Annotated in this window: 21 protein-coding genes; 7 read left to right on the top strand and 14 right to left on the bottom strand. The window is 72.2% G+C overall.

The window, feature by feature from the left end:
• Positions 1 to 40 precede the first annotated feature (40 nt).
• A complete protein-coding gene (locus ASE01_RS01305; RefSeq protein WP_056748018.1) occupies positions 41 to 757 on the bottom strand; it encodes a pyridoxamine 5'-phosphate oxidase family protein in 717 nt (238 codons plus the stop codon).
• 72 nt (positions 758 to 829) lie between these two features.
• Here ASE01_RS01305 and ASE01_RS01300 point away from each other — a divergent pair, with 72 nt between their 5' ends.
• Positions 830 to 2,158, top strand: a complete 1,329-nt coding sequence (locus ASE01_RS01300) for a PLP-dependent aminotransferase family protein (RefSeq protein ID WP_056748016.1) — start codon at positions 830 to 832, stop codon at positions 2,156 to 2,158.
• Between the two features lie 96 nt (positions 2,159 to 2,254).
• On the opposite strand, the gene ASE01_RS01295 is transcribed toward ASE01_RS01300, so the two are convergent.
• Positions 2,255 to 3,460 carry a CynX/NimT family MFS transporter gene (locus ASE01_RS01295; RefSeq protein WP_056748014.1) on the bottom strand — a complete coding sequence of 402 codons (1,206 nt, stop codon included), beginning with the start codon at positions 3,458 to 3,460 and terminating at the stop codon, positions 2,255 to 2,257.
• Between the two features lie 49 nt (positions 3,461 to 3,509).
• On the opposite strand from ASE01_RS01295, the gene ASE01_RS01290 reads away from it, so the two are divergent.
• A complete protein-coding gene (locus ASE01_RS01290) occupies positions 3,510 to 4,178 on the top strand; it encodes a FadR/GntR family transcriptional regulator (RefSeq protein WP_056748011.1) in 669 nt (222 codons plus the stop codon).
• A 28-nt stretch (positions 4,179 to 4,206) separates the two neighbouring features.
• On the opposite strand, the gene ASE01_RS01285 is transcribed toward ASE01_RS01290, so the two are convergent.
• A complete protein-coding gene (locus tag ASE01_RS01285) occupies positions 4,207 to 5,154 on the bottom strand; it encodes an EamA family transporter (RefSeq protein WP_082605705.1) in 948 nt (315 codons plus the stop codon).
• Between the two features lie 78 nt (positions 5,155 to 5,232).
• On the opposite strand from ASE01_RS01285, the gene ASE01_RS01280 reads away from it, so the two are divergent.
• Positions 5,233 to 6,105, top strand: a complete 873-nt coding sequence (locus tag ASE01_RS01280; RefSeq protein WP_056748010.1) for a LysR family transcriptional regulator — start codon at positions 5,233 to 5,235, stop codon at positions 6,103 to 6,105.
• Positions 6,106 to 6,171: 66 nt separating this feature from the next.
• Here the strand turns inward: ASE01_RS01280 and ASE01_RS01275 are convergent, their stop codons facing one another.
• Both ASE01_RS01275 and ASE01_RS01270 read right to left on the bottom strand, forming a co-directional pair.
• Positions 6,172 to 7,554: a S1 family peptidase gene (locus ASE01_RS01275; protein WP_056748008.1), complete on the bottom strand. Its 1,383-nt coding sequence runs from the start codon at positions 7,552 to 7,554 to the stop codon at positions 6,172 to 6,174.
• A 180-nt stretch (positions 7,555 to 7,734) separates the two neighbouring features.
• Complete coding sequence (locus ASE01_RS01270; RefSeq protein ID WP_056748007.1) at positions 7,735 to 8,838, bottom strand: citrate synthase 2; 1,104 nt, start codon at positions 8,836 to 8,838, stop codon at positions 7,735 to 7,737.
• Between the two features lie 114 nt (positions 8,839 to 8,952).
• Between ASE01_RS01270 and pdxH the strand changes: the two genes are divergently transcribed.
• Positions 8,953 to 9,594, top strand: a complete 642-nt coding sequence (gene pdxH / locus ASE01_RS01265; protein ID WP_082605704.1) for a pyridoxamine 5'-phosphate oxidase — start codon at positions 8,953 to 8,955, stop codon at positions 9,592 to 9,594.
• On the opposite strand, the gene ASE01_RS01260 is transcribed toward pdxH, so the two are convergent.
• From ASE01_RS01260 to ASE01_RS01220, 9 genes are all read right to left on the bottom strand, one after another.
• A complete protein-coding gene (locus tag ASE01_RS01260) occupies positions 9,546 to 10,928 on the bottom strand; it encodes a hypothetical protein (protein ID WP_235535821.1) in 1,383 nt (460 codons plus the stop codon). The genes pdxH and ASE01_RS01260 overlap by 49 nt on opposite strands.
• Before the next feature lie 65 nt (positions 10,929 to 10,993).
• On the bottom strand, positions 10,994 to 12,256 hold the full coding sequence (locus tag ASE01_RS01255) for a nucleotide disphospho-sugar-binding domain-containing protein (RefSeq protein ID WP_056748002.1): 1,263 nt from the start codon (positions 12,254 to 12,256) through the stop codon (positions 10,994 to 10,996).
• A complete protein-coding gene (locus ASE01_RS01250) occupies positions 12,253 to 12,813 on the bottom strand; it encodes a hypothetical protein (protein WP_056748000.1) in 561 nt (186 codons plus the stop codon). Before ASE01_RS01250 ends, ASE01_RS01255 begins: the two co-directional genes overlap by 4 nt.
• A complete protein-coding gene (locus ASE01_RS24740; protein ID WP_056747997.1) occupies positions 12,810 to 13,964 on the bottom strand; it encodes a glycosyltransferase in 1,155 nt (384 codons plus the stop codon). The genes ASE01_RS01250 and ASE01_RS24740 overlap by 4 nt, the downstream gene beginning before the upstream one ends.
• Positions 13,961 to 14,962: an NAD-dependent epimerase/dehydratase family protein gene (locus ASE01_RS01240; RefSeq protein ID WP_056747995.1), complete on the bottom strand. Its 1,002-nt coding sequence runs from the start codon at positions 14,960 to 14,962 to the stop codon at positions 13,961 to 13,963. Before ASE01_RS01240 ends, ASE01_RS24740 begins: the two co-directional genes overlap by 4 nt.
• Positions 14,959 to 16,251 carry a F390 synthetase-related protein gene (locus tag ASE01_RS01235; protein WP_162260257.1) on the bottom strand — a complete coding sequence of 431 codons (1,293 nt, stop codon included), beginning with the start codon at positions 16,249 to 16,251 and terminating at the stop codon, positions 14,959 to 14,961. The genes ASE01_RS01240 and ASE01_RS01235 overlap by 4 nt, the downstream gene beginning before the upstream one ends.
• Before the next feature lie 2 nt (positions 16,252 to 16,253).
• Positions 16,254 to 17,093, bottom strand: a complete 840-nt coding sequence (locus tag ASE01_RS01230; protein WP_056747993.1) for an MBL fold metallo-hydrolase — start codon at positions 17,091 to 17,093, stop codon at positions 16,254 to 16,256.
• Positions 17,084 to 18,079, bottom strand: a complete 996-nt coding sequence (locus ASE01_RS01225; RefSeq protein WP_056747991.1) for a 3-oxoacyl-[acyl-carrier-protein] synthase III C-terminal domain-containing protein — start codon at positions 18,077 to 18,079, stop codon at positions 17,084 to 17,086. The genes ASE01_RS01230 and ASE01_RS01225 overlap by 10 nt, the downstream gene beginning before the upstream one ends.
• A 43-nt stretch (positions 18,080 to 18,122) precedes the next feature.
• Positions 18,123 to 19,058, bottom strand: a complete 936-nt coding sequence (locus tag ASE01_RS01220) for a patatin-like phospholipase family protein (RefSeq protein ID WP_056747987.1) — start codon at positions 19,056 to 19,058, stop codon at positions 18,123 to 18,125.
• A 173-nt stretch (positions 19,059 to 19,231) separates the two neighbouring features.
• Between ASE01_RS01220 and ASE01_RS01215 the strand changes: the two genes are divergently transcribed.
• Genes ASE01_RS01215 through ASE01_RS01205 form a run of 3 tightly spaced genes read left to right on the top strand, consistent with a single transcriptional unit; the run spans position 19,232 to position 23,576 of the window.
• Positions 19,232 to 19,828, top strand: coding sequence for a TetR/AcrR family transcriptional regulator (locus tag ASE01_RS01215; protein WP_056747985.1), 597 nt, complete (start codon positions 19,232 to 19,234; stop codon positions 19,826 to 19,828).
• On the top strand, positions 19,828 to 21,564 hold the full coding sequence (locus ASE01_RS01210; RefSeq protein ID WP_056747983.1) for an ABC transporter ATP-binding protein: 1,737 nt from the start codon (positions 19,828 to 19,830) through the stop codon (positions 21,562 to 21,564). Before ASE01_RS01215 ends, ASE01_RS01210 begins: the two co-directional genes overlap by 1 nt.
• Positions 21,564 to 23,576 (top strand): ABC transporter ATP-binding protein, encoded by a 2,013-nt coding sequence (locus tag ASE01_RS01205; RefSeq protein ID WP_056747981.1) that lies wholly within the window; start codon positions 21,564 to 21,566, stop codon positions 23,574 to 23,576. The genes ASE01_RS01210 and ASE01_RS01205 overlap by 1 nt, the downstream gene beginning before the upstream one ends.
• Positions 23,577 to 23,629: the final 53 nt, after the last annotated feature.

Below are 23,629 nucleotides of genomic sequence, written 5' to 3'. Positions count from 1 at the left end.
CACGCCGCCACAGCACCGGTTTCGTGACGGGAACAACGTGTTACAGCGCTGCTGAGCCCGCTGCTGAGACCGCCGCGGCGGAGGCGACGGAGGCGACGGCGAGCGGGACGTCCAGACCGCGGTGGTTGTCGGCGGCGGGGACGGGGGCGTCGAACACGCGTCGGACCGGGACGTGACCTCCCCACACGCCGTCCTCGACGTCGGAGGGTTCGTCGACGGGGTCGCCGGCCCGTTCCTTCATCGACGCCTCGATGAGCGGGACGGCCAGGACGGCGGTCGCGGCGAGCTCCTTGCGGGTGCTCGGGCGCAGGGTGGTGGTGCGGCCGGGGATCATGTGGTCGACGATCAGGTCGAGCGCGTGCTGGCGTTCCTCGGGATCCTCGACGAGGCGGGCCGGGCCGATGACCACGGCGGAGCGGTAGTTCATCGAGTGGTGGAACGCCGAGCGGCCGGCGACCAGGCCGTCGAGCTCGGTGACCGTCACGCAGACCGTGGCGCCGATCGATCCGCGCAACCAGCGCGCGGCCACCGAGCCGTGCAGGTAGAGCGTCCCGCACTCGTCCGGGCCGTCAGGGTCGACGGCGAAGGCGGTCGGGAGGACCAGCGGGTGCTCGCCGACCTGGATCCCGAGGTGGGCGATGAGGGCGTCGTCGAGCAGCGCGAACAGGGCGGACCGGTCGGTGACGGCGCGGTTGCGGCCGCGAGTGACCCGGGTGCGGTCGGTGGGCTCCAGCGGCGGCAGGATCGAGGTGCTCATGGCATCATCGTGCTCGACAGGTGGCCTGGAGGCACGGGCCAGATCGACCGGAGATCGGCAGGCCACTTAGAGATGTTGCCCGTCCGGATCGACCGTGCCGACCTCCGACCGCTCGGCACCCAGCTCGCCGACCAGGTACGCGACCTCGTTGTCCGCGGTGTGCTCGCCCAGGGCGACCGGATGCCGGCGTCGCGCCCGCTCGCCGTCGACCTCGGGGTGTCCCGGGCCGTCGTCGAGCAGGCCTTCGACCAGCTCCTGGCCGAGGGCTGGCTCGAGGCCCGTCGCGGGTCGGGGACGTGGGTCGCGGGTGGTCCGGCCGCTGCATCCGCCCGCCCGGCCCGGCGTCGTACGCCGCCAGTGGAGCAGACGTTGGTCATGCTCGATGCGGGTACGCCGTGGATCGATCCCCGGCACGCCGCGGTCTGGCGTCGGGCCTGGCGTGAGGTGTCGGTCGCGACCCCGCCGCGGGGGTACGACGACGCCCGGGGCCTGCCCGAGCTGCGGGCCCTCGTGGCCGAGCGACTCGGCCGGACCCGCGGGCTCGCGGTGGATGCGGCCACCGTGCGGATCACGGGCGGCACCGCCGCCGGTCTGCGCCACCTGCTGGCGGTGCTGCCGCGGGAGCCGGTCGCGATGGAGGACCCGGGCTACCGGGCGGCCGTCGCGACGGTCCGGGAGTCCGGGCGTGAGGTGCGGGACCTGCCCGCTGCTGATCCGGTCGTCGACCTCGCGGGTTGCTCGGCGGCGTACGTCACGCCCGCCCATCAGCACCCGCTCGGCCGGGTGATGCCGGCGGTGGACCGGCTCACGCTGCTCGCCACTGCGGCGCGGGACGGCGCGCTGGTGGTGGAGGACGACTACGACTCCGAGTTCCGCTACGACGTCGCACCGGTGCCGGCGCTGGCCTCGCTGGACCGCGACCGCGTCGCCTACCTCGGCACCGCATCCAAGTCGATCCTGCCGTCGCTGCGGCTCGGCTGGATGGTGGTGCCGGACCGGCTGCTCGACCCTCTCGACGTCCACCGTGACCTCACCCACGATGCGCCGCCGTGGCCGGTCCAGCGGGCGATGGTGACCCTGGTGCGCGACGGGTACGTCGACGCGGTGGTGCGCTCGGCGCGCCGGGTCTACGCGGAGCGGGCGCCCCGGGTGGTGGCCGCACTGTCGCCGTACGCCGAGCTCGCCGGTCCGGTCGCCGGGATGTACTCCACCTGGCTGCTCCCGCACGCGCGGGCGGTCCGGGTGCGCGCCGCTGCGGAGGACGCGGGCTTCCGGATCAACCTGCTGCGCGACTACTGCCGCAGCGCGCGGCTGAGCGGACTGGTGGTCGGCTTCGGTGGTCCGACCGACGACGAGCTGGACCGCGCACTGGCGGTGCTGGTCGGCGCGTTGGCCGCCTGAGGGTGCCCGGTCGGGTCGACCCCAGCTCGCTTGTAACTAAGTGTTCGTGTCGGTTTCGATCGATCCAACGACCGGTTTCGGAACATGAACACGTAGTTACAAGCGATCTGTGGCCCGGGCTTCGACCTGGACCGGGCGCCCGGCGAAGTAGCCCGCGGTGATCTGGACCGCGCCGAGACCGACCAGGAGTGCGCAGGGGATCGACCAGCCACCGGTCGCGTGGTGGAGCGTGCCGACGAGGAACGGACCGCCGGCCGCGAGCAGGTAGCCGACGCTCTGCGCCATCGTGGAGAGCGCGGCGGTGTCCACCGCCGAGGTGGTGCGCAGCGCGAAGCAGAGCAGGACCACGGGGAAAACTGCGCCGCCGGCTCCGAGCAGCGCGGCCCACAGCCACGCGCCGCCCTGGGGGGCGATCCACAGCCCCGCCCAGCCGAGGATGCTCAGCGAGGTGAGGGCGGCGATCACGTGGCCCTGGTGGCGCATCCGGGCTGCCCGGCTCGGCACGATGAAGAAGAACGGGACGCCGATCACGATGCTCGCAGCGAGGAGCAGGCCGGCCGCCTCGTCGCTGAAGCCGGCGTCGACGTACACGCTCGGGAGCCAGCTCATCATCACGTAGGCGAACAGGGACTGCGTGCCGAAGAGGATGGTGACGGCCCAGGCAGTCGGGTTGCGCCACAGGTTGGTGCCCGGCGCGGTGGCGTCGGGGCGGCGACCGCCGCGGGCGTACGGCAGCCAGGCGACGAAGGCCGCGATGGCGACGACGGCCCAGAGGCCCAGGCCCAGGCGCCAGGTGCCGGTCGCGTTGGTGAGGGGGACCGCGAGTGCCGCGCCGGCGGCAGAGCCCAGGGAGAGCACGGCGGTGTAGGCGCCGGTGAGGGTGCCGATCCGCTCGGGGAAGTGCTCCTTGACGATCGCGGGGACCAGGACGTTGGCGAGCGCGATGCCGGCGCAGGCGACGAGGGTGCCGGCGAGCAGGGCGGGGGTGCCGTCGAGGACGCGCAGCACGAGGCCGGCGGTGAGGACCAGGAGCGCGAGGCCGAGCCCCCGGTCGACGCCGACGCGGCGGGTGAGCGCCATCGCGGTCGCGCCGACGGCAGCGAAGCACAGCACCGGAAGGGAGGTCAGCACCCCCTGGGTGGTGGGTGACACGCCCTGGGTGCCGAGGTGGTCGAGCAGTGCGCCGAGGCTGGTGACGGCGATCCGGAGGTTGAACGCCACCAGGAGGACGGCGACGACCAGCCCGGCGCCCGCTCGGCGGCGTGCCGACGCGGCGGCGCGCGGTTGGACGACGGCGGACATGACGACTAGAGTACACAGACATCGGATGATTGGACGAAAGAGGATCTGCATGCCACTCGCCCCGGCCGCCCCGGCCTCCCTGGTCGACCAGGCGATCGACGGCATGCGGGCCCTCCTCGCGAGCGGCGAGTGGGACCTCGGACACCGGATCCCGCCCGAACCCGTCCTCGCGTCCTCGCTCGGCGTCAGCCGCAACACCGTGCGTGAAGCGGTCAAGGCCCTCGCCCACGTCGGCGTGCTGGAGGTACGTCGCGGCGACGGCACCTACGTCGCGGCCACGACCGAGGTGCAGGCGTTGATGCGCCGTCAGTGCGACCGTGTCGACCTCACCCACCTGCTCGAGGTGCGCCACGCGATCGAGGTACGCGCGGCATCCCTGGCCGCCGAGCGTCGTACCGACGCAGACCTGGCCGAGCTGGACGCCATCGCGCTCCGCCGTGAGGAGGCGATCGAGCGCCGGGACCGCACCGCCTTCGTCGACGCCGACGTCGACCTGCACGTCGCGGTCGTCGCGGCAGCGCACAACCCGCTGCTGCTCGAGATCTACGGTGGTCTGGTCGAGACCCTGCGTGCCAGCATCGACCAGCCGGAGGGCGACGACGTCTTCGCCGAGGTCTTCGCGGCCGAGCACGACGCCGTCCGTACGGCGATCCGCGGCGGTGACCCGGTTGCTGCGGCTGCGGCCAGTGCTGAGCTGCTGGATCACGTCGCTGGGTGAGGCTCACGGGGCGTGCAGGGATCCGCTCCTACGTGGGGATCCTTGCGCTTGCTGGTCGTTGCAAGGGCCGTGCAGCCGTGAGCTGCCCGCCCAGGATCGCGGCGAGGGCGAGGGCGAAGCCGGCGAGCTGGACCGGTCCGAGGGACTGGCCGAGGGCGAGCCACCCGAGCACTGCCGCGGTGACGGGGGAGAGCAGTCCCAGCAGTGCCGTCGAGGTGACCGGCAGCAGGCCGACCCCGCGGAACCACACGAGGTAGGCGGCCAGTCCGCCGAGCCCGCCGAGCCACAGGTAGCCCGCGGCGGCGGCACCGTCGATCGCCGGCGGCGCGCCCTCCAGCAGGAAGGCCGTCGGCAGCAGGACGAGGCCGCCCGCCGTCAGCAGCCAGCTCACCAGCACCGGTGAGCTGACGCCCGCCGGGCGTCCCCAGCGCCGGGTGAGCACCAGTCCCAGCGCCATCGACAGTGCCGCTCCGGCACCGGCGACGACTCCGGTGGCGTCGAGGCGGGCGTCGGAGCTGAGGACGACGAGTGCGACGCCCAGTGCGCCGGCAAGTGCCCAGCCGACACGGGCGACTCCCGGACGTTCGCCGAGCACGGGCAGTGCCAGGGCCACGACCAGCAGGGGCTGGATGGCGCCCACCGTCGCCGCCACTCCGCCGGGCAGGCGCTCGGCGGCGACGAAGAGGAGGGGGAAGAAGATCCCGATGTTGAGGGCGCCCAGGGCCAGGACCCGCCACCACCACACGCCTCGGGGCAATTGGCGCAGCACGGCGAAGAGGATCAGTCCGGCGGGCAGCGAGCGGAGCAGGCCCGCGAACACCGGGTGGTCCGCGGGGAGCAGCTCGGTCGTGACGAGGTACGTCGATCCCCACACGATCGGGGCGAGCGCGGTCACTGTGGTCACCCCTGCCGTGCCCGAGGTGCCGGGAGTGCCGGAGGTGCCGGGCGCCGGTGCAGGGAGAGCGGTCGTGGTCATGGCTCCAGACTGCGCTCGATCGATCGATGAGTCCAACACATGCTTGTCATCTGATTGATCGTGGATCACGATGGTTGTGTGGAGCTCCAGCAGATGAGGTATGTCGTCGCCGTCGCCGAGCTCGGCAGCTTCACCAGGGCCGCCGAACGCTGTTTCGTCGTGCAGTCGGCACTCAGCCATCAGGTCGCCCGGCTCGAGCAGGAGCTCGGCGTACGGCTCTTCCACCGCACCAGTCGCCAGGTGCGGCTCAGCGTGGCCGGTGAGGCGTTCCTTCTCGTGGCCCGCCAGTGCCTCGACGCTGCCGACCGGGCGGTCGCCGAGGTCGCTGCGACGACGGGCGTCGTCCGCGGCGTCCTCGCGGTGGGCGTGATCCCGACCGTCGCTGCCGTCGACGTCCCCGCGGCCCTGCGGTCCTTCCGGGAGGACCACCCCCAGGTACAGGTCCGACTGGCCGGGGTGAACAGCGAGGAATCGGTGCGCCAGGTCGTCGCGGGCACCCTCGACCTCGCGTTCCTCGGGCTTCCGGAGGACACCGAGCCGGTCGGTGTCGAGAGCCGCGAGCTCGCCCGCGACCGCCACCGCGCAGTGCTCGCCCCCGATCACCCCCTCGCCGGTCGCCGTCGCCTGCGGCTCGCCCAGCTCGCCGACCAGCCCTTCGTCGACTTCCCGGCCGGATCCCCGGGGCGTCGCCAGAGCGACCTCGCCTTTGCCGCGGCCGGACTCACGCGGGAGGTCGCCTTCGAGGTCACCGACCTGCTCCTGATGTCGCGGATCCTTCGCTCCGGCCTGGCTGTGGCGCTGCTGCCGTCGATGGTCCTGACCCAGGTGCCGGACCTCGTCGGGATCGCTGTCACCGGCGCGCCTGCACGCACCGAGCACGTGGTCTGGAGCCGGTTCGGTCCCTCACCCGCGGCTGCTGCCTTCCTGGACCGGATCGGCATCGAGGCCTGACACCGGACGCGACCGTTCCTCCCTCCCGCTCGGAGCAGGAAGGAGGAACGGTGCCGAGCGGGCCGGTCAGCGCCAGCCGTACGGCGGCTGCTGCTCCTGCACCGTCGGGCCGCTCGGGGTGAACCCGACCGGCTGGGCAATCGGCTGGGCAACCGGCGGGCCCTGCTGCGGCGCCCACTGCTGCGCCGGGCCGGTCGCCCACGCCTGGGTGGGGGCCGGCGAGGTCGGCGGCCACACGGCTGTGCCCTGGTGGCGGAGGGCGGCGCGGGACCGGCGCCGGGCCACCGCGACCGCGGTCGCGATGATCAGCCCGAGCAGGACCGCCGTACCCCCGGCGATGGCGGCCACGGTCCAGTTGATCGCGGAGTCGGCGGAGGACTCCTCGCCCGAGCTCTCCTCGACCGGCAGCGCCTCGGCCCGCTCGAGCTGGTCGGCGGCGGACTGGTTGCGCGGCTGCTCCGCGATGACCTTCTCCAGCTGGCTGATCGCCTCGGCGCGTTCGCCGTCGCCCAGGGCCATCACCCCGTCGCGGAACGCCGTCGCCGTCTCGGACAGCTCGGGGTCCACCCCTGCTGCGGACAGCAGCTCGACGATCCGGCCGATCGGTGAGGCGTAGGAGACATCGGTGGTGTCGAAGCCGGCGCTGATCACGCCGATCACCTCGCCGTCGGAGTTGACCGTCGGTCCGCCACTCATGCCGCCCTGCAGGTCCTGGCTGAGCTGGTAGACCGGGAGCAGTCCGGACCCCACGGTCTTGGAGGAGCTGATCGTGCCCGGCTGGAAGGTCGGGACGAGGTCGTGGTCGGTGTAGCCCTCGATGATCGCGGGGTAGCCCACGCTCGTGATGTCGGCACCGATCTCCGGGTCGTCCTCGGCCAGCGGAAGCCCGTTGAGCCCCTCGGCCTCGACCTTGAGCAGCGCCGCGTCGCCCTCGTCGAAGGTCGTCGCGTCGATCACCCGTGCGGGCAGCTCCTTCTCGAGCTCGTCGCCCGTGACGGCGGCGGGCAGCGTCACGAAGACCTCACGCTGGACCTCCTCGTCGATGTAGAGGTCGTCGAGGGCCTCCTCGGCGGTGACGCCCTCGCTGTAGTAGTTCTCCAGCGCCCAGGCGACCGCCGTGTCGTACAGCGCGGCGACGACCTCCTCCTGCTCGGTGTCGACGCAGTGGCCGGCGGTCGCGATCCAGCCGTCCGGGTTCACCACGAAGCCGGTGCAGGTGAACGGCACGGTGATCGGCTCGTCGCTGATGAACTCCTGGTTGTAGTCGCTCCAGACCCGGGTCGTGAACTCGATCGTCTCGTAGACCACGCCCGGCTGGGTGAGCGCGACGACCCGGGACGTGTCGTCCGAGCCGGTCGGCGTCTCGTCAGCAAGGGCGGGCGAGGCGAAGGAGGTGAGCGCCACCGTGGCGCCCAGGGCGGCGAGTGCGCCGCGGATGCTGACCAACATGATTGCTCCTCGGGTCCGGCAGACGCTGTGCTGCGCTGCGTTGTCGAGGAGTCTCGTGTCCGGCGAGCGAGGGGTACGTCGGACGACGAACGCCCGCAGTGTCGGGGTGCTGACACTGCGGGCGTTGCGACGATGCTCTGTTCCGGTGCCACGCTCACGCGGTGCGGGCGCGGCCGGGCCTCACTTGGCCCAGTCGTCGCTCCAGCCTTCGATGTCGCTGGCGGGGCGGGTGGCCGGTCCGGTGTAGACGGCGGAGGGGCGGATCAGGCGACCGGTCGTCTTCTGCTCGAGGATGTGGGCCGACCAGCCACCGGTGCGGGCACAGGTGAACATCGAGGTGAACATGTGCGCGGGGACCTCGGCGAAGTCCAGGACGATCGCTGCCCAGAACTCGACGTTCGTCTCGAGCACGCGGTCGGGGCGCCGCTCGCGCAGCTCGGCCAGCGCGGCCTGCTCGAGGGCCTCGGCGACCTCGTAGCGCGGGGCCGCGAGCTCCTTGGCGGTGCGGCGCAGTACGCGGGCCCGGGGGTCCTCGGCGCGGTAGACGCGGTGGCCGAAGCCCATCAGGCGCTCGCCGTTGTCGAGGAGGTTCTTGACGTAGGCGCGGGCGTCGCCGGACTTCTCGACGTCCTCGATCATGCCGAGGACACGGGACGGCGCGCCGCCGTGCAGCGGACCGCTCATCGCGCCGATGGCGCCGGAGAAGGCCGCGGCCACGTCAGCGCCGGTGGAGGTGATGACGCGGGCGGTGAAGGTGGAGGCGTTCATGCCGTGCTCGGCCGCGGAGGACCAGTAGGCGTCGATCGCGTGGGCGTGCTTCGGGTCGGCCTCTCCGCGCCAGCGGATGAGGAACTTCTCCGCCAGCGTCCTGCCCTCGTCGACCAGGCGCTGCGGGATGACCGGCTTGTGCAGGCCGCGGGCCGACTGGCCGGCGTACGACAGCACCATCACCGCGACGCGGGCGAGGTCCTCGCGGGCCTGCTCGTCGGTGATGTCGTAGGTCTGGCCGAAGCCGAAGGCCGGTGCGAGCATCGCGATCGCGGCCTGGACGTCGACCCGCACGTCACCGGTGTGCACGGGCAGGTTGTAGGCCTCGGCAGGCGGCAGGCCCGGGGCGAAGGAGCCGTCGATGAGCAGGCCCCAGACGTTCTCGAAGGGCACCCGGCCGGCCAGGTCCTCGATGTCGACACCGCGGTAGCGCAGCGCCGAGCCCTCCTTGTCCGGCTCCGCGATCTGCGTCTCGAAGGCGACGACGCCTTCCAGTCCGTGGTGTACCTCAGGCATCGGGAGACTCCTTCGTTGCGTCGGGCGGGTCGGCCGGCGCACCGACGACCCACAGGCCACTGGCATTGTGCCCCACGCCGTGTCGGTGGCCCGGACCGAGGCTAGGTTGGGGTCATGTCAGACGACCTGGCCGCGCTGAGGGCGGAGTACGGCGACACGGGGCTCGACGAGGCCGATGCGGCCACCGATCCGTGGATCCAGTGGCGCCGGTGGTTCGAGGACGCCGTGGCCGCCGGGCTCCACGAGCCCAACGCGATGATCGTCGCGACCGTCGATGCCGACGGACTGCCGTCGGCGCGCACCGTCCTGCTCAAGGGCGTCACCGCGGACGGCTTCCGCTTCTTCACCAACACCGAGTCACGCAAGGGCGAGGCGCTCGCTGCCCGACCCGCCTGCGCACTGCTCTTCCCCTGGCACCCGCTCGAGCGCCAGGTCCGGGTCGAGGGTGTCGCCGAACGCCTTTCCCAGGCCGACGTCGAGGCCTACTTCGCCTCGCGTCCGCGCGGCTCGCAGCTCGGTGCCTGGGCCTCTCGCCAGTCGCGGGTGGTCGCCGGGCGTGACGAGCTCGCGGTGGCCTACCGCGAGGTCGAGGAACGCTTCGAGGGCCGTGACGTCCCGGTGCCGACGGACTGGGGCGGGTACGTCGTACGACCGCGGTCCTTCGAGTTCTGGCAGGGCAGGCGCGGGCGCCTGCACGACCGGCTGCGCTACGCGGAGGCGGACTCCGGCTGGACGATCGAGCGGCTGGCTCCCTGAGGGGTGCCGGACCCATCGGTGTCGCTGGTGTCGTCGGAGCTGCGTGAGGCGGCATAGACCACGCCCAGCACGATCAGCACCAGGATCAACGCGACCAGCAGCATCGTCTGGTGCCGGTCGTCGGCCGAGGCGTCGTTGGCCACGGTGTGCCGCTCGCGGGGCGCCTTGGCCTCCTTCGCCGCCTTGGGCTCCTTGGCGGGCTTGGGCTCCTTGGTCGGCTTGGGCTGCTTGGCCGCTCTCGGTTCCTTGGTCCGCTTCGGCTCCCGGTCGGAGCGGGCCTCCCGGTCGTCCTCGGGGGCCCGGCCCTCGAGGGTCTCGAAGCGCGGGACGTCGTGGCCGGGGGAGGCGAAGTTGCGGAACTCGTCATGCATCCCGCGCGGAGCCTGTTCGACCGGCGCCTCCTCGGGCTCAGCCTCGGGCTCAGCCTCGGCCTCAACTTCCGGCTCAACTTCTGCCTCGGGCTCGGCCGGCACGGACTGCTGCGTGACGGGGGGCAGCTCGATCGCGGTGGTGGCAACCGGTTCCTCGACGACCGGTTCCTCGACGACCGGTTCCTCGGCGACGGGCTCGTCCACCACGGTCTCTTCGGCGTCAGCTTCGTCGGCGACGGGCTCCTCGATCGGCGCGGGAGCCGACGAGGGACTGATCCGGGCGAGGTTGAGCGGCTCGAGGACCAGGTCGTCCTCGGCGTCGGGCACCCAGGGGTCGGTGAGCGGGTCGCTCAGCGGGTCGAAGCGGGGGATGGTCCGGGACGGGGTGAGCAGGCTGCGGAACTCGTCATTCATCGCTGCCCGGGAGCTCGCGGTCGACTTCGTCGGGGGTGTCGGTGTCGCCGGCTCCGGCTCGGCGAGGGGCTCGGGGGTCGGCTCCTCGACCTCCGGGTCGGGCACGACCTCGGGCTCGACCTCGGACGCGACGGGCTCGACCTCCGAGACGGCAGGCCCCACGACAGGCTCGGTCTCGACCGGCGCGACGACCGGCTCGGCGAGCGGCGCCTGACGGGCGGTGGGCCACGACGCGGCGGGCACGGTGTCGAGCACGATGATCAGCGCCTGCGAGGTCGGACGACGGTGGTCCGGACCGCAGATGGCCCGCATCAGCACCTCGGCCGCGAACGGCGGGAACCCGGGGGCGACCGCAGCGGGTGCCTCGGGCTCGCCGTCGCCGGGAGCCACCCCGGTCAGGGCGTGGTAGGCGAGACGCCCCAGCACGGCCGCATCCGGCTCACCCAGTGCCTTGAGCAGGTCAAGCGCCTGCCGCGCGGGGACCGGGTCCGGCGCGGCTGCCGCGATGAGCGCATCCAAAGTGGCGCGCTCGTTCGTCGGAAGCCCCATGTCCATGCGCGCATCTTCTCCTGTGGTGAGGTCTTCCGTGGCCGAATCCCACAACCTGGGGTCGGTCACGGTGCGGGGAACAGGCGTGCTCGTACCTCGTCCGCGATCGTCTCCACGGCCGGGCGGCGGGCGATGTCGGCGGCGACCCGGCGGGCTGCGGCGGCGTACGACGGCTCGTCCAGCACCTGCCTGATCCGGGCGGCCAGGTCACCCGGCCGTCGGAGGGGTACGGCGACGCCCGCATCGACCAGGCGGACCGCGTGGTCGAACTGGTCGTAGTCGACCGGCCACACCACGGCCGGCAGGCCCGCCGCGAGGGTGTGGCCGAGCACTCCGGCGCCGCCGTGGTGGACGACCGCGTCGAAGCGGGGCAGGTCGCGCTCGTAGTCGATGAAGTCGTGCACGACGACGCCGGGGGGAAGCTCGCCGACCCCACGCTCGAGTGATGGGTGGGCGCCACCGAGGCTGACGTGGAGGGTCACACCGGGCAGGTCGGCAGAGGCCTTCGTGACGCACTCGACGAGCGCGGCCTTGTGCCAGGGCAGGTGGGTCCCCGCCGTCACCAGGACGTGGCGCCGCTCCGGATCGAGGTCGGGGGAGGGGGCATCGCCGGGTGGGGTGAGGAGCACGGGGCCGACGTACCGGACGCCGGCCGGTAGGTCGCGGTCGTACTCGACGGCCTCGGGGGTCAGGGCGAAGGTCCGGTCGGCGGAGTAGATCTCCTCGGAACCGTCGGGGCGGTGGATCCGGTCGATCCCGACGTCGGCCAGACGCACGCCCGCGAGGCGGGGCGCGAATCCCTTGAAGGTGCGCACGACCCGACGTCCGGCCCGGTCCCGGGCGCGCCCCAGGGGTGTGGTTCCCGGACGCCAGCCACCGAGATAGGCGGGCGGGCCGCTGCGTCCCTCGATCGCGCACGGCGAAGGGTGGGAGGTCCACCAGGGCGCCCCGATCGCGACGGCGGCGGGACCGACGGCCGCCATCGTGAAGTCCGCGATCACCAGGTCCGGCGGCTGCGTCCGCCAGAGGTCGAGCAGCTCGGCCTGGAAGTCCTGCTGCAGGCCGATGGCTGCGCGGAACTGCCGGAACAGCTTCCGGGGGTTGCTGCCGATCCGGTACGGCGGGTTGACCACCGTCTCGATGGTCTCGTCGGCGCCGTCCAGCAGGGCCACGCCCGTCAGCCCGCAGGCGCGGGTCGCGGCCAGGGCGCCGGAAGTGCTGATCACCCGGACCTCGAGGTCGGGCTCAACGGCGAGCCGCCGGGCGATGCCGAGCACGGGATGCAGGTGCCCGGCCATGGGAGGCGTGACGAGGTCGACCCGCTTCATCGGGCGCCCTGGAGGTCCGCCAGCAGGGCGCGGCACAGCCCGGCGAGCTCGGGGGACGCGAGGTAGTCGAGGTGGGTGGCGGAGACCTCCACGTCGTGGCGCCACCATCGGGCGAGGTGGTCGTTGCGGCTCGCGACGCGGACCGTGCGGCAGTGCGGCGCACGGGCGGCCACGGCGCCGTACGCGACGACGGTCAGCCGATCGAGGAGGTCGCTCGGCAGGTCGAGGCGACCGAGCAGGTCGAGCCCGATGCTGCCCGCCAGGACCAGGGTCCGGTCCGCTGCCCGCAGCTGCACCTCGACCGCGGGTCGGTGGCGCCGTGCCCAGGGCCGCCGCAGCAGCCGGACCCGGAGGAAGAGCAGGGCGTGGCGGAGGCTGGCCAGCCAGAGCGGGGTGTGGCGGTACGGCGCGGAAGTGGCGTCGTACGGGAAGTTCAGCCGGACCTTCGCGTTCTCCGGGACGGGCAGGTCGTCGAGGAAGGCGTGCTGGACCGGGGAGAGGGCACACCTGCGCGGATCGCTCTGGCCGGTCAGGTGCAGGACCTGGAGCGCCGTCATCGCACCAGCGAGAAGTCGTCGTCGGAGCGGACCCGGTAGGTGCGGGTGCGCCAGCGGATCGTGCGCTGGACGGCACCGTGGCCGAGGTGGACGGGCTGCACCAGCTCGGAGACCAGCGACAGGGCGGGCCGATGCAGCGTGCGTCCGTGGATGCGTCGCTGCAGGTGGCGCAGCAGCAGTGCCCGACCGGTCAGGACGGCGAGCAGTGGCGCCGTACGGCGCTCGCGGATCGAGCCGAGGACGACGGCCCACAACAGGTTCGGGTGGGTGCCGTGCAGGACGCTGATCTGGGCGACGCTCGTGATCGGCTGGCGCCGGAGCAGCAGGTTGGCGAACAGCATCCATCGGTGCATCAGCCGGACGTAGTGGCCTGCATCCTCCACCGACGTGGTGATCCACTGCGGTGACGCGGTCTGGCAGATCGTGCCGCCGCTGCCCAGCACCGCACCGGCGACGGCGAGGTCGTCGGTGAGATTGCGGAGGATCGGCGTGAAGCCGCCGATCGCGCGGAGGTCGGCGACCCGCATCGCCCAGGTCATCCCGTTGATCGTCACCGGTGCCATCGGCAGGTAGGTCATCGCGGCGTTGTTGTCGACGAACTGCTCGACGAGGCGTGCCCAGACCGTGCGACCGGGCAGATAGCCGGGCAGGCCAGTGACGAGCGTGGCCCGGTCGAGACCGCCGAGCAGTGCGCCCAGGCTGGTGCGGGGCAACCGGGTGTCGTCGTCGAGGACGAGGAAGACCTCGTCGTCGCCGGCAGCATCCAGCGCAGGCTGCAGCTTGGCGAGCTTGGGGTTCACCCCGTCGGGCGCCGGCGCGCAGACCACCACGTCGAGGCGGGTGCCGGTGTCGCCGGACCGGGCCAGCTGCTCGGCCAGCAGGCCGACCACCCGCTGCGCCTCCGGGTCGTCCTCGTCGACCAGCCAGCAGAACCGGGCACCGGCGAGCGCCAGCAGGTTGTCGCGCAGGGCCTCCTCGAGGCCGGGGTCGCCCGACAGGATCGGCTGCACGACCACGACGTCGGCGATCGCAGCCCCGGACGGCTCGACGGCGGCCGGCGCACGCGAGGCCGCCCTCAGCGTCGCGACGGCCTTGCCCGACTGGAGGGCGAGGTAGCCGACCGCTGCTGCGTTGGTGAGTCGCCGGCTCACAGGCGTGGCTTCTGCCAGGCCACGAACGCCTCGACGCCCTCGGCGACGCTGACCTTCGGCGTGCCGAGGTCGCGCAGCATCCGGTCCGGCACGAACGTCTTCGACCAGCTGAGCACGCCGACGCCGTACGGCGTGATGGGCGGTTCGCCCGGCAGGTGAAGGATCCGCCAGACCCGCTCCAGCACGGTCGCTGCGCGCATCGCGGTGGTGAGGCTGACGTCCCGGCTCGGTGGTTCGAGGCCGAGGCGGTCGATGACCTCCAGCAGCAGCGCCTGGATCTCGACGGGCTCGGCGTTGGTCAGGTGGTAGACGCCGCCGAGCTCCGGCCGGGCGGCCAGGTCCAGCAGGTAGTGGGCGAGGTTGTCGACGTAGATCAGGTCGCCGACGGCGGGCTCGGTGCGGCCGGTGAGGCGCGGCACCCGACCGGCCTCGGCGGCCGCGATGATCCGCGGGAACAGCACCGTGTCGCCGGGCCCGAACACGGCCCGGGGGCGGGCGATGGTCCAGCTGCCGGCGTACTCCCGCACGAGGTCCTCGGACGCGGCCTTGGTGCGGGCGTAGTCGTTGGCGAAGGCCGGTCCGACGGGCGAGTCCTCGGTGAGGTCGAACTGGTCGCCGTCGCGGTAGAGCACCGAGCTGGAGGACACGTGCACCAGCCGCGGCGAGCCGAGCGCGGCACACCACGCGAGCACGGTCGCGGTCGCGGCGACGTTGTCCCTCTCGTAGGCCTTGCGAGGGGCGTACGGCGTCGCGCGGGCTGCGCAGTGGATGACGGCGTCGGGCTGCCAGGGAAGCGTGGGCAGGTCAGCCGGGTCGACCCGGCCGAGGTCGACGCTGGCGTAGTCGCTGGCGTGGTCGGTGGCGGCGAAGGGGGTCTGTGCGACTGGTCGCCGCCCCAGACCGAACACCTCGTGGCCGGCCTCCCGCGCGAGCTCGACCAACCGGCCTCCGACGAAGCCGGATGCCCCGGTCACCAGGATCTTCTGGCGTTCGGTCACGACACTCTCCTGATCCTGCGGCGCTTGGCGTCCGGGGCCTCGGTCGGCCACGGCATGGGGACGACGACCGGCGGCAGCGCACGCAGCCGCTCGGCGAGCCGGGCGGTCTCGACACTGACCCGGGCGAGTGCGGTCACCGGCGTCGCGCTGGTGACGGCGAGGTGCCACTCCTCGCCGTGCTGCTCGATCCGGTAGTCGCCGAGGTCGCCCGCCAGGGCCACGGTGTGGCGCAGCACGTCCGGGTAGACGGGGACGAGGTCATCGCTCCCGCTGCTCGCGGATGCGCGCAGGTGCAGGACGTCGTCGGCACGGCCGAGCACGGCGGCGATGCTGCGGCCGGGGCGCGCGCACGGGCACGGTCCGGGGGCGGCGAGGAGGACGTCGTCGAGACGGTGCCGCACGACGAACTGCGTGGTGCGGTTGACGTCGGTGACGATCGGGTGGAAGCGGCGGTGGTCGATCCACTCGGGCTCGACGTGGACGTGTCCCTCGTTGAGGTGCAGCCGCCCGGCCGGGCAGCTCACGGCGAGCAGGCCCTCGGTGGCCTGGTAGATCTGCTCCACCCGACGGCCGAAGGCCGCGGCGATCACGGTCTCGTCCTCGGGGTCGAGGGTCTCCGCGACGGAGATGACCTGCAGCGGCCTGATCGCGCGACGCTCGCGCTCGTCGAGGTCGGCGATCCTTCGCAGGACGCTCGCGGGGGCGACGAGGACGTCGGTCCCGGCCAGCGCGGCGAGGTGGTCACCGACCGGCTGGGTGAGGTCGTGCCAGCTGAAGGCGACCCGGTTGCTGTCGAGGGTCTCGTAGAGGTTGCTGTTGGCGCGCAGGAAGAGGGCAACCCGCAGCGGTCGCCGCGCCATCACCCGCAGGGAGACGGGGGAGACGAGCTGGCCGAGCAGGATGCCTGCCCACAGCCGGCTCTCCGACTCGGAGACGAGGAAGACACCGCGGGTGCCGGTCGTGCCCGACGACAGCCCGACGGTGACGCCGCCCGGCAGCTGGTCGGTGAAGTCGCGGGAGCGCTCGGCCGCCTCCGCCACCTCGAGGGCTGCCTCCAGGGTGATGCCGAACCGGTTGAACGACGCGAAGTCGGCGAGCACGGTGCGCTTGTCGACGATCGGCAGCTCGTGCAGCGGTCGGCCGGCGAAGGGTGCGTAGAAGGCCGCGTGGGGGAGCTCTTCGCGCAGGAAGCGATCGAGCGCCCTGGCTCGCAGGGCGTCGTACCGACGGGGGAGGAGCCAGCGCTCGCGAGCGAAGGACGCGGCGACGGCCGCCTGCGATCCGGGCACCCTCAGGCCCCGGCCGTCCAGGCGGCGTGACCCTCGGGGCAGTGTGCGGGCAGGATCAGCAGGTCGTCGTGGTCGGCGTCCAGGCCGTGCAGGGTGGCGAGCGTCGACAGGGTCGTCGGCCAGTCGTGCATGATCCCCTTCGCCAGGCGGGACGGGGGTGCGACGTCCTTGAAGGACCGCGTCGTCCACGCGGCATCGCCCACCAGCAGCACCTGACGTCCGCCCGAGGTGAACAGCAGGCCGAGGTGCCCGGGCATGTGGCCGGGCAGGTCGACGGCGAGCAGGCTGCGGTCCCCGAGCAGGTCCCAGGTGTCGAGCCCGTCGACCTGCACGCGGGGGAACTGCTCGACCGGGTCGAAGCGGTCGCGCAGGTCGTCGGGCAACAGGGCGGGCAGGATCGCGTGCCGGACCGCGCTGATCCCCTTGAGGGACAGTGCGTGCTCGGCACCAGCGGAGCCGGCGATGATCCGTGCCCGCGGGTGGTCGAGCAGGCCGCCGACGTGGTCGCCGTGGAAGTGCGACACCACGATCCGGCGTACGTCGCCGGGGTCGATGTCGAGGGACTCGAGCTGCCGCGGCAGGTGCTCGTGGTCGGGAAGGGTCACCGGCAGGGTGCTGCGGTAGAGCAGCTCCGGCAGGCGCCGGGTCGCCTCGAAGAAGTGGGCGGAGTAGCCGGTGTCGAAGAGCGTCCAGCCGTGCTGCGGATGGTGCAGCGCGCCGACGTACGACGGGAACTCGATCAACCGCAGGCGCCCACCCTGGCGCGCCATCGCCTCGGGCCCCTTGCAGTGACCGACCCGCAGCCAGTGGAAGGTGACCTCGGGCTGGGACGTCAGAAGCACAGGACCATCCCGCCCAGGCTGATCCCGGCGCCGGTGCCCAGCAGGAGCGCATGGTCGCCGCGCTGGAGGCGGCCGCTCTCGATCGCAGCGTGCAGTGCGGACGGCAGCGAGGCGCCGACCTGGTTGCCGGACTCGGCATAGATGTCGATGAGGCGGTCGGCGACGCCGAACTGCTGGCGGACCCACTCCAGGCCGTGGTGGCTGGCCTGGTGGGGGACGACGACCGACATCTCGTCCATGCCCATCGACGCCTCGGTGAGCAGGCCGTCGACGAAGGCCGGCAGGTGCCGGAAGGCCAGGCGGAACACGGCGCCGCCGTCCATCCGGAACTTGCCCCAGTCGGCGTAGTCGCCCTCGACACGGTCCGGGGCGTGGCGCGAACCGCCGCCGCGGATCTCGCAGGAGTGGGCGCCCTCACTGAAGGTCTGGAAGCCCGCCGACAGGACGCCGGCGCCGGTGTCGCCCGCATGTCCGACGACGGCGGCCGCGGCACCGTCGCCGAAGATGCCGGACGCACCGAGGTCGTCCCAGTCCAGTCCGACGGAGGCGAGGTCGGAGGACACGATCAGGATCGTGCGGTGCCGACCGGCGTCGATCAGGGTCGCCGCCAGGTCGAGTGCGACGAGGAAGCTCATGCAGCTCGCGTTGACGTCCCACGCCGCGATCGGGCGGCCGGGGGCCAGCTGCTCGTGCAGGAGGGCGGCGTTGCAGGGGAGCGGCTGGTCGGGGGTGGCGCTGGCGCCGATGATCACGTCGACGTCGTCGAGGTCGACCCCCGCAGCCGCCAGGGCCTTGCGTGCCGCCCGGGCGCCCAGCTCGGCGGCGGAGCCGCGCTCGACGTACCTCACCCGCACGCCGGTGCGCTCCTCGACGGTGCCGTCGGGCAGGCCGAGGCGGGTGTCCAGCTCGGCGCTGGTCAGTGCCTCGTCCGGCAGCTCGGCGCCGGTGCCGAGAATGCGGAGCGCGCGCTTCCCGAGAACTGGCACGGGACCCCCTTCGTCGTGGTGAGTTGGAGGATAGTCGGCGGGCTCAGCGCTCGGCGTCGTCCAGGGCGACCTTGGTGAGCTGGCGGCCCAGCTCGATCAGCTCCTCGGCCCGGTGGAAGTCCAGTGTCCGGGCTGCCGCGAGGGGTACGGTCACGAGCACGTCGGGCGGCAGGGCGGCGAGCCGGTAGCGCGTGATGAGGCTCTGCATCGCGTCGAAGGCCAGTGACACGACCTCGGAGGTACGGACGTCGGGGCGTACGTCGACACCGTCGGTCGGGGCCTCGGCGGGGCCGTCGGTGGGCTGCAGGGGGACGACGTCGGCGAGGTCGTCGAGCGTGGTGTCGGCGCGCCGGAAGCGGCGCCGGAGGTCCGCGGCCCACTCGGCGCGGCGCACCGAGAACCCGCGCGCCGGCGACGTCGGCTCGTGCGGCTCACGCGGCCCCTGCAGGGAGACCGCGAGGGTGAAGTCGGCCACGGCGGCAGCCGTCGGGTCGAGGGGGAGCGGGTTGAGCAGGCCACCGTCGACGAGGATCCGGCCGTCGACGACCGCTGGCGTGAACAGGCCCGGGATCGCGATGGACGCGCGGATCGCCGGCAGCAGCGGGCCACGCTGGAACCACACCTCGCGCCGGGCCGCGAGGTCGGTGGCCACGGCGGTGTAGGGGATGGGCAGGTCCTCGATCATCACCTCGCCCACGAGCTCGTCCAGGGTCGACATCAGCCGCTCCGCGGTCACTGCTCCGCCGGCCGACCAGGTCGGGTCGGCCAGCCGGAGCACCCGGCGGCCGGTCAGGGTCGAGGCCCACTCGGCGAACTCTGCGTCCTTGCCGGTCGCGACCAGGCCACCCACCAGGGCGCCCATCGACGTACCCGACACCGCGACGATCTCGTGGCCACGGGAGCGCAGCTCCTCGACGGCCCCGAGGTGCGCGTACCCCCGCGCTCCTCCGGAACCCAGGACCAGTGCGACGCGTGCCATGCCGCCATTGTCCCTCCCCCTCCCAGCCGTCCGCCGAGTTGTTGCTTTCCGCCCCTCGACGTGTGGGTTGGTGACGCCAGCGGGGGCCAGAACTGACGACTCGAGGGGGCAGAACCCACAACTCGGCGAAAAACGTTTGATGAGTGAGTGCTCACTCATTCATACTCGGGTTCATGCCACCCCGCGCTGCCCCGCTCTCCCCGGACGACCGTCGTGAGGCGTTGATCCGGGCGACCCGACCGCTGCTCTACGAGCACGGCCGGGGTGTCACGACCAGGCTGATCGCCGAGGCGGCCGGTGTGGCCGAGGGCACCATCTTCCGGGTGTTCGACTCCAAGGACGCGTTGGTCGACGCCACGGTCGCGCGCGCCTTCGAGCCGGGCGACGTGCTGCAGCGCCTCGACGAGATCGACGTCGACCTGCCGCTGCGGGAGCGGATGCTGGCCATGACGGCGATCCTGCAGCAGCGCTTCCTGGCGATCTTCCAGCTGATGCGGGCGCTCGGCGCGGTCGGCCCTCCGCAGCACCTGCACGACCGACCCGAGATCGCCCAGGGCCTGGAGGAGGTACGACGCCGGCTGCTCGCGCTGATCGAGCCCGACGCCGCCCACCTGGCCCTCCCGCCCGAGCGGGTGCTGCACGTGTGGCGCCTGCTGACCTTCGCCGGCTCCCACCGCGAGATCGCCGACAACGACATGCTGACGCCCGCCGAGATCGTGGACACCGTGCTCCACGGTGTCCACGTGGGCGCCGAGAGGACCGACCACTGATGCTCATCTCACTGCTGCGCACCCACCTGGCGCCGTACCGACGCTGGTTGGTCGCCATCGTCGTCCTGCAGTTCACCGCGACCGCGGCGATGCTCTACCTGCCCAGCCTCAACGCCGACATCATCGACAAGGGCATCGCCCGCGGCGACACCGACTACGTGCTGAGGATCGGCGCGATCATGCTCGGCGTCTCACTCGTCCAGGCGATGTGCTCGATGACGGCGGCGTGGTTCGGCGGCCAGGCGGCGATGGCCTTCGGCCGCGACGTCCGCAAGGTCGTGTTCGCGAGGATCGGGAGCTTCTCGGCCCGCGAGGTGTCGACCTTCGGGGCGCCGTCGTTGATCACCCGCGCCACCAACGACGTCCAGCAGGTGCAGATGCTGGCGATGATGACCTGCCTGATGGCGGTGACCATCCCGATCATGATGGTCGGCGGCGTCGTGATGGCGATGCGCGAGGACTTCGGTCTCTCCTGGCTGGTCGTGGCCGTGGTGCCCGTCCTGTTCCTCTGCATCGGCCTGGTCGTGTCGCGGATGGTGCCGGCGTTCCGCACCGTGCAGGAGCGCCTCGACGACGTGAACCGCGTGCTGCGCGAGCAGATCACCGGCATCCGCGTGGTCCGCGCCTTCGTCCGCGAGCCGCAGGAGACCGCGCGGTTCTCGCGCTCCAACGATGACCTCACCGAGGTGTCACTGCGTGCGGGTCGGTGGATGGCGTTGATGTTCCCGCTCGTGATGGCGGTGTCCAACACGGCCAGCGTCGGCGTGATCTGGTTCGGCGGCCACCGGGTCGACAGCGGGCAGATGGAGGTCGGTGCCCTGACGGCGTTCCTGTCCTACCTGATGCAGATCCTGATGTCGGTGATGATGGGGACCTTCATGCTGATGATGGTTCCGCGCGCGGCTGTCAGCGCCGACCGGATCAGTGAGGTCCTCGCGACCGACAGCAGCGTCGTACCTCCCGCCAGTCCCGTGACCGAGGTCCACGTCTCCGGGCACCTCGACCTCGAGGGCGTCGGGCTCACCTACCCCGGTGCCGAGGCGCCGGTCCTGCGCGACGTCACCTTCTCGGGTCGGCCCGGACAGACCATCGCGCTGATCGGGTCGACCGGCGCCGGCAAGACCACGCTGGTCAACCTGGTGCCGCGACTGCTCGACACGACCGAGGGAGTGGTGCGCGTCGACGGGGTCGACGTCCGTGACCTTGATCCCGAGCTGCTCTGGTCGAGGATCGGACTCGTCCCGCAGCGTGCGTTCCTGTTCTCCGGGACCATCGCCTCCAACCTCCGCTACGGCCGCCCCGACGCGACCGACGACGAGCTGTGGGCAGCCCTCGAGATCGCCCAGGGGGCTGACTTCGTGCGGGAGATGCCCGAGGGCCTCGACACCGCGGTCGCCCAGGGCGGCACCACGGTCTCCGGCGGGCAGCGACAACGCCTCGCGATCGCGCGGGCGCTGGTACGCCGTCCCGAGATCTACCTGTTCGACGACGCCTTCTCGGCGCTGGACGTCGCCACCGACGCCCGGTTGCGAGCGGCGCTGAAGCCGGTGACCCGCGAGGCGACGGTGCTCATCGTCGCGCAGCGCATCGCCACCATCCGTGACGCCGACCTGATCCTCGTCCTCGAGGACGGGGAGGTGGTCGGTCAGGGCACCCATGAGGAGCTGATGGCCGGCAACGAGACCTATCGCGAGATCGCCGCCTCACAGGGCGTCGGCGTGGGAGAGGCAGCCTGATGTCCGACAGGACCGGTGCGCAGACGAGCACCACGATGAAGGCGACCGAACGGATCGTCCAGCAGGGCGGACCGGGTCGCGGCCCGATGGGCGGCATGGTCGGCCAGAAGGCCGACGACTTCGGCAGCTCTGCCCGGCGGCTGCTGTCGCTGCTCCGGCCCGCGCGCGGTCGCGCGGTCGCCGTACTCCTCCTCGGGATCGGCTCGGTCGCCTCCGTGGCGGTCGGTCCGTGGCTGATGGGCAAGGCGACCGACGTCGTCTTCAACGGGTTCATCGGCGGTCGGCTGCCGGAGGGGACGACGAAGGCGGACGCCGTCGCCGACGCCGAGGCCCGCGGTGACAGCGGCCTGGCCGACTTCCTGAGCGGCCTGGACATCGTCCCCGGCCGGGGCGTCGACTTCGACAGGGTCGGCCACCTGCTGCTGATCACGCTCCTGATCTACCTGGGCGGTCAGGTGCTGGGGTGGCTGCAGGGCTACCTCGTCAACGACATCGTCCAGGCGACGGTGCGTCAGATGCGCTCCGACGTCGAGGACAAGGTCCACCGGTTGCCGCTGTCGTACTTCGACCGGCAGCCGCGGGGCGAGCTCCTCAGCCGGGTCACCAACGACATCGACAACGTCGCGCAGAACCTGCAGCAGACGATGAGCCAGCTGCTGACCTCACTGCTCATGGTCGTCGGCGTGCTCGGGATGATGTTCTGGGTCTCGCCGCTGCTCGCGCTGATCGCGCTGGTGTCGGTGCCGATCGCGATGTTCGCGACCGGACGGATCATGAAGCGCTCGCAGAGCCAGTTCATCAACCAGTGGCGCCAGACCGGCCGGCTCAACGCGCAGGTCGAGGAGTCGATCTCCGGGCACGCCCTGGTGACGGTCTTCGGTCGTCGCGGCGCGGTGGAGGCGGAGTTCGACCAGGCCAACGGCGAGCTCTACGAGTCGTCCTACCGTGCGCAGTTCATCAGCGGTCTGGTGATGCCGATGATGATGCTGATCGGCAACCTCAACTACGTCGTGATCGCCGTCGTCGGTGGCCTCCGGGTCGCGTCGGGATCGCTGTCGCTGGGTGAGGTGCAGGCGTTCATCCAGTACACGCGGATGTTCACCCAGCCGATCACCCAGATCGCGTCGATGGCCAACCTGCTGCAGTCCGGTGTGGCATCGGCGGAGCGGGTCTTCGAGCTGATCGACGCCGACGAGGAGGTCGACGCGTGGGTCCCCGAGAAGTCGCGGCCCGAGGCCGGCGCCCCTCGCGCCTCGACCAGCGAGGTGACCCGGACCAGGGGAGAGGTGGCGTTCGAGGACGTGTCCTTCTCCTACGACGACTCCCCTCTCATCGAGGACCTCTCACTCGTCGCGCACCCCGGTCAGATGGTCGCGATCGTCGGCCCCACGGGTGCCGGCAAGACGACGCTCGTCAACCTGATCATGAGGTTCTACGAGCTGCGGCAGGGGCGGATCACCCTCGACGGCGCCGACATCACCTCGATGTCGCGCGCCGAGTTGCGCTCGCGGATCGGCATGGTGCTCCAGGACACCTGGCTGTTCGAGGGCACCATCCGCGACAACATCGCCTACGGTCGGCCGGACGCGACTGACGAGGAGATCCGGGAGGCTGCCCGGGCGACGTACGTCGACCGGTTCGTGCACTCGCTGCCCGACGGCTACGAGACACGCGTCGACGACGAGGGGTCGAACCTGTCGGCCGGTGAGCGCCAGCTGATCACCATCGCCCGGGCGTTCCTCGCCCAGCCGGCGCTGCTGATCCTGGACGAGGCGACGTCCTCGGTCGACACCCGGACCGAGCTGTTGCTGCAGCAGGCGATGGCGGCGTTGCGGACCGACCGCACCTCGTTCGTGATCGCGCACCGGCTCTCCACGATCCGCGACGCGGACCTGATCCTCGTCATGGAGCACGGGCGCATCGTCGAGCAGGGATCGCACGCCGAGCTGCTCGAGGCGGAGGGGCCGTTCGCACGGCTGCACGCGGCGCAGTTCGCGGCAGCGACGGGCTGACCACCGCGTCGTACCTGATGAAACCGTGGTCCGCCCCGGACCCGGGCGGGTGG

Source organism: Nocardioides sp. Root190, assembly GCF_001428565.1.
In the GTDB taxonomy this organism is placed as follows: domain Bacteria; phylum Actinomycetota; class Actinomycetes; order Propionibacteriales; family Nocardioidaceae; genus Nocardioides.
Note: the sequence above shows the minus strand (reverse complement) of the source record. Positions and strands in the feature narration are given on the sequence as shown.

Excerpts from the sequence above, each read along its gene's own strand:
- ASE01_RS01305 (WP_056748018.1), bottom strand. The coding sequence starts at position 757 with ATGAGCACCTCGATCCTGCCGCCGCTGGAGCCCACCGACCGCACCCGG.
- ASE01_RS01300 (WP_056748016.1), top strand. The coding sequence starts at position 830 with ATGTTGCCCGTCCGGATCGACCGTGCCGACCTCCGACCGCTCGGCACC.
- ASE01_RS01295 (WP_056748014.1), bottom strand. The coding sequence starts at position 3,460 with ATGTCCGCCGTCGTCCAACCGCGCGCCGCCGCGTCGGCACGCCGCCGA.
- ASE01_RS01290 (WP_056748011.1), top strand. The coding sequence starts at position 3,510 with ATGCCACTCGCCCCGGCCGCCCCGGCCTCCCTGGTCGACCAGGCGATC.
- ASE01_RS01285 (WP_082605705.1), bottom strand. The coding sequence starts at position 5,154 with ATGACCACGACCGCTCTCCCTGCACCGGCGCCCGGCACCTCCGGCACT.
- ASE01_RS01275 (WP_056748008.1), bottom strand. The coding sequence starts at position 7,554 with ATGTTGGTCAGCATCCGCGGCGCACTCGCCGCCCTGGGCGCCACGGTG.
- ASE01_RS01270 (WP_056748007.1), bottom strand. The coding sequence starts at position 8,838 with ATGCCTGAGGTACACCACGGACTGGAAGGCGTCGTCGCCTTCGAGACG.
- pdxH (WP_082605704.1), top strand. The coding sequence starts at position 8,953 with ATGTCAGACGACCTGGCCGCGCTGAGGGCGGAGTACGGCGACACGGGG.
- ASE01_RS01260 (WP_235535821.1), bottom strand. The coding sequence starts at position 10,928 with ATGGGGCTTCCGACGAACGAGCGCGCCACTTTGGATGCGCTCATCGCG.
- ASE01_RS01255 (WP_056748002.1), bottom strand. The coding sequence starts at position 12,256 with ATGAAGCGGGTCGACCTCGTCACGCCTCCCATGGCCGGGCACCTGCAT.
- ASE01_RS01250 (WP_056748000.1), bottom strand. The coding sequence starts at position 12,813 with ATGACGGCGCTCCAGGTCCTGCACCTGACCGGCCAGAGCGATCCGCGC.
- ASE01_RS01220 (WP_056747987.1), bottom strand. The coding sequence starts at position 19,058 with ATGGCACGCGTCGCACTGGTCCTGGGTTCCGGAGGAGCGCGGGGGTAC.
- ASE01_RS01215 (WP_056747985.1), top strand. The coding sequence starts at position 19,232 with ATGCCACCCCGCGCTGCCCCGCTCTCCCCGGACGACCGTCGTGAGGCG.
- ASE01_RS01210 (WP_056747983.1), top strand. The coding sequence starts at position 19,828 with ATGCTCATCTCACTGCTGCGCACCCACCTGGCGCCGTACCGACGCTGG.
- ASE01_RS01205 (WP_056747981.1), top strand. The coding sequence starts at position 21,564 with ATGTCCGACAGGACCGGTGCGCAGACGAGCACCACGATGAAGGCGACC.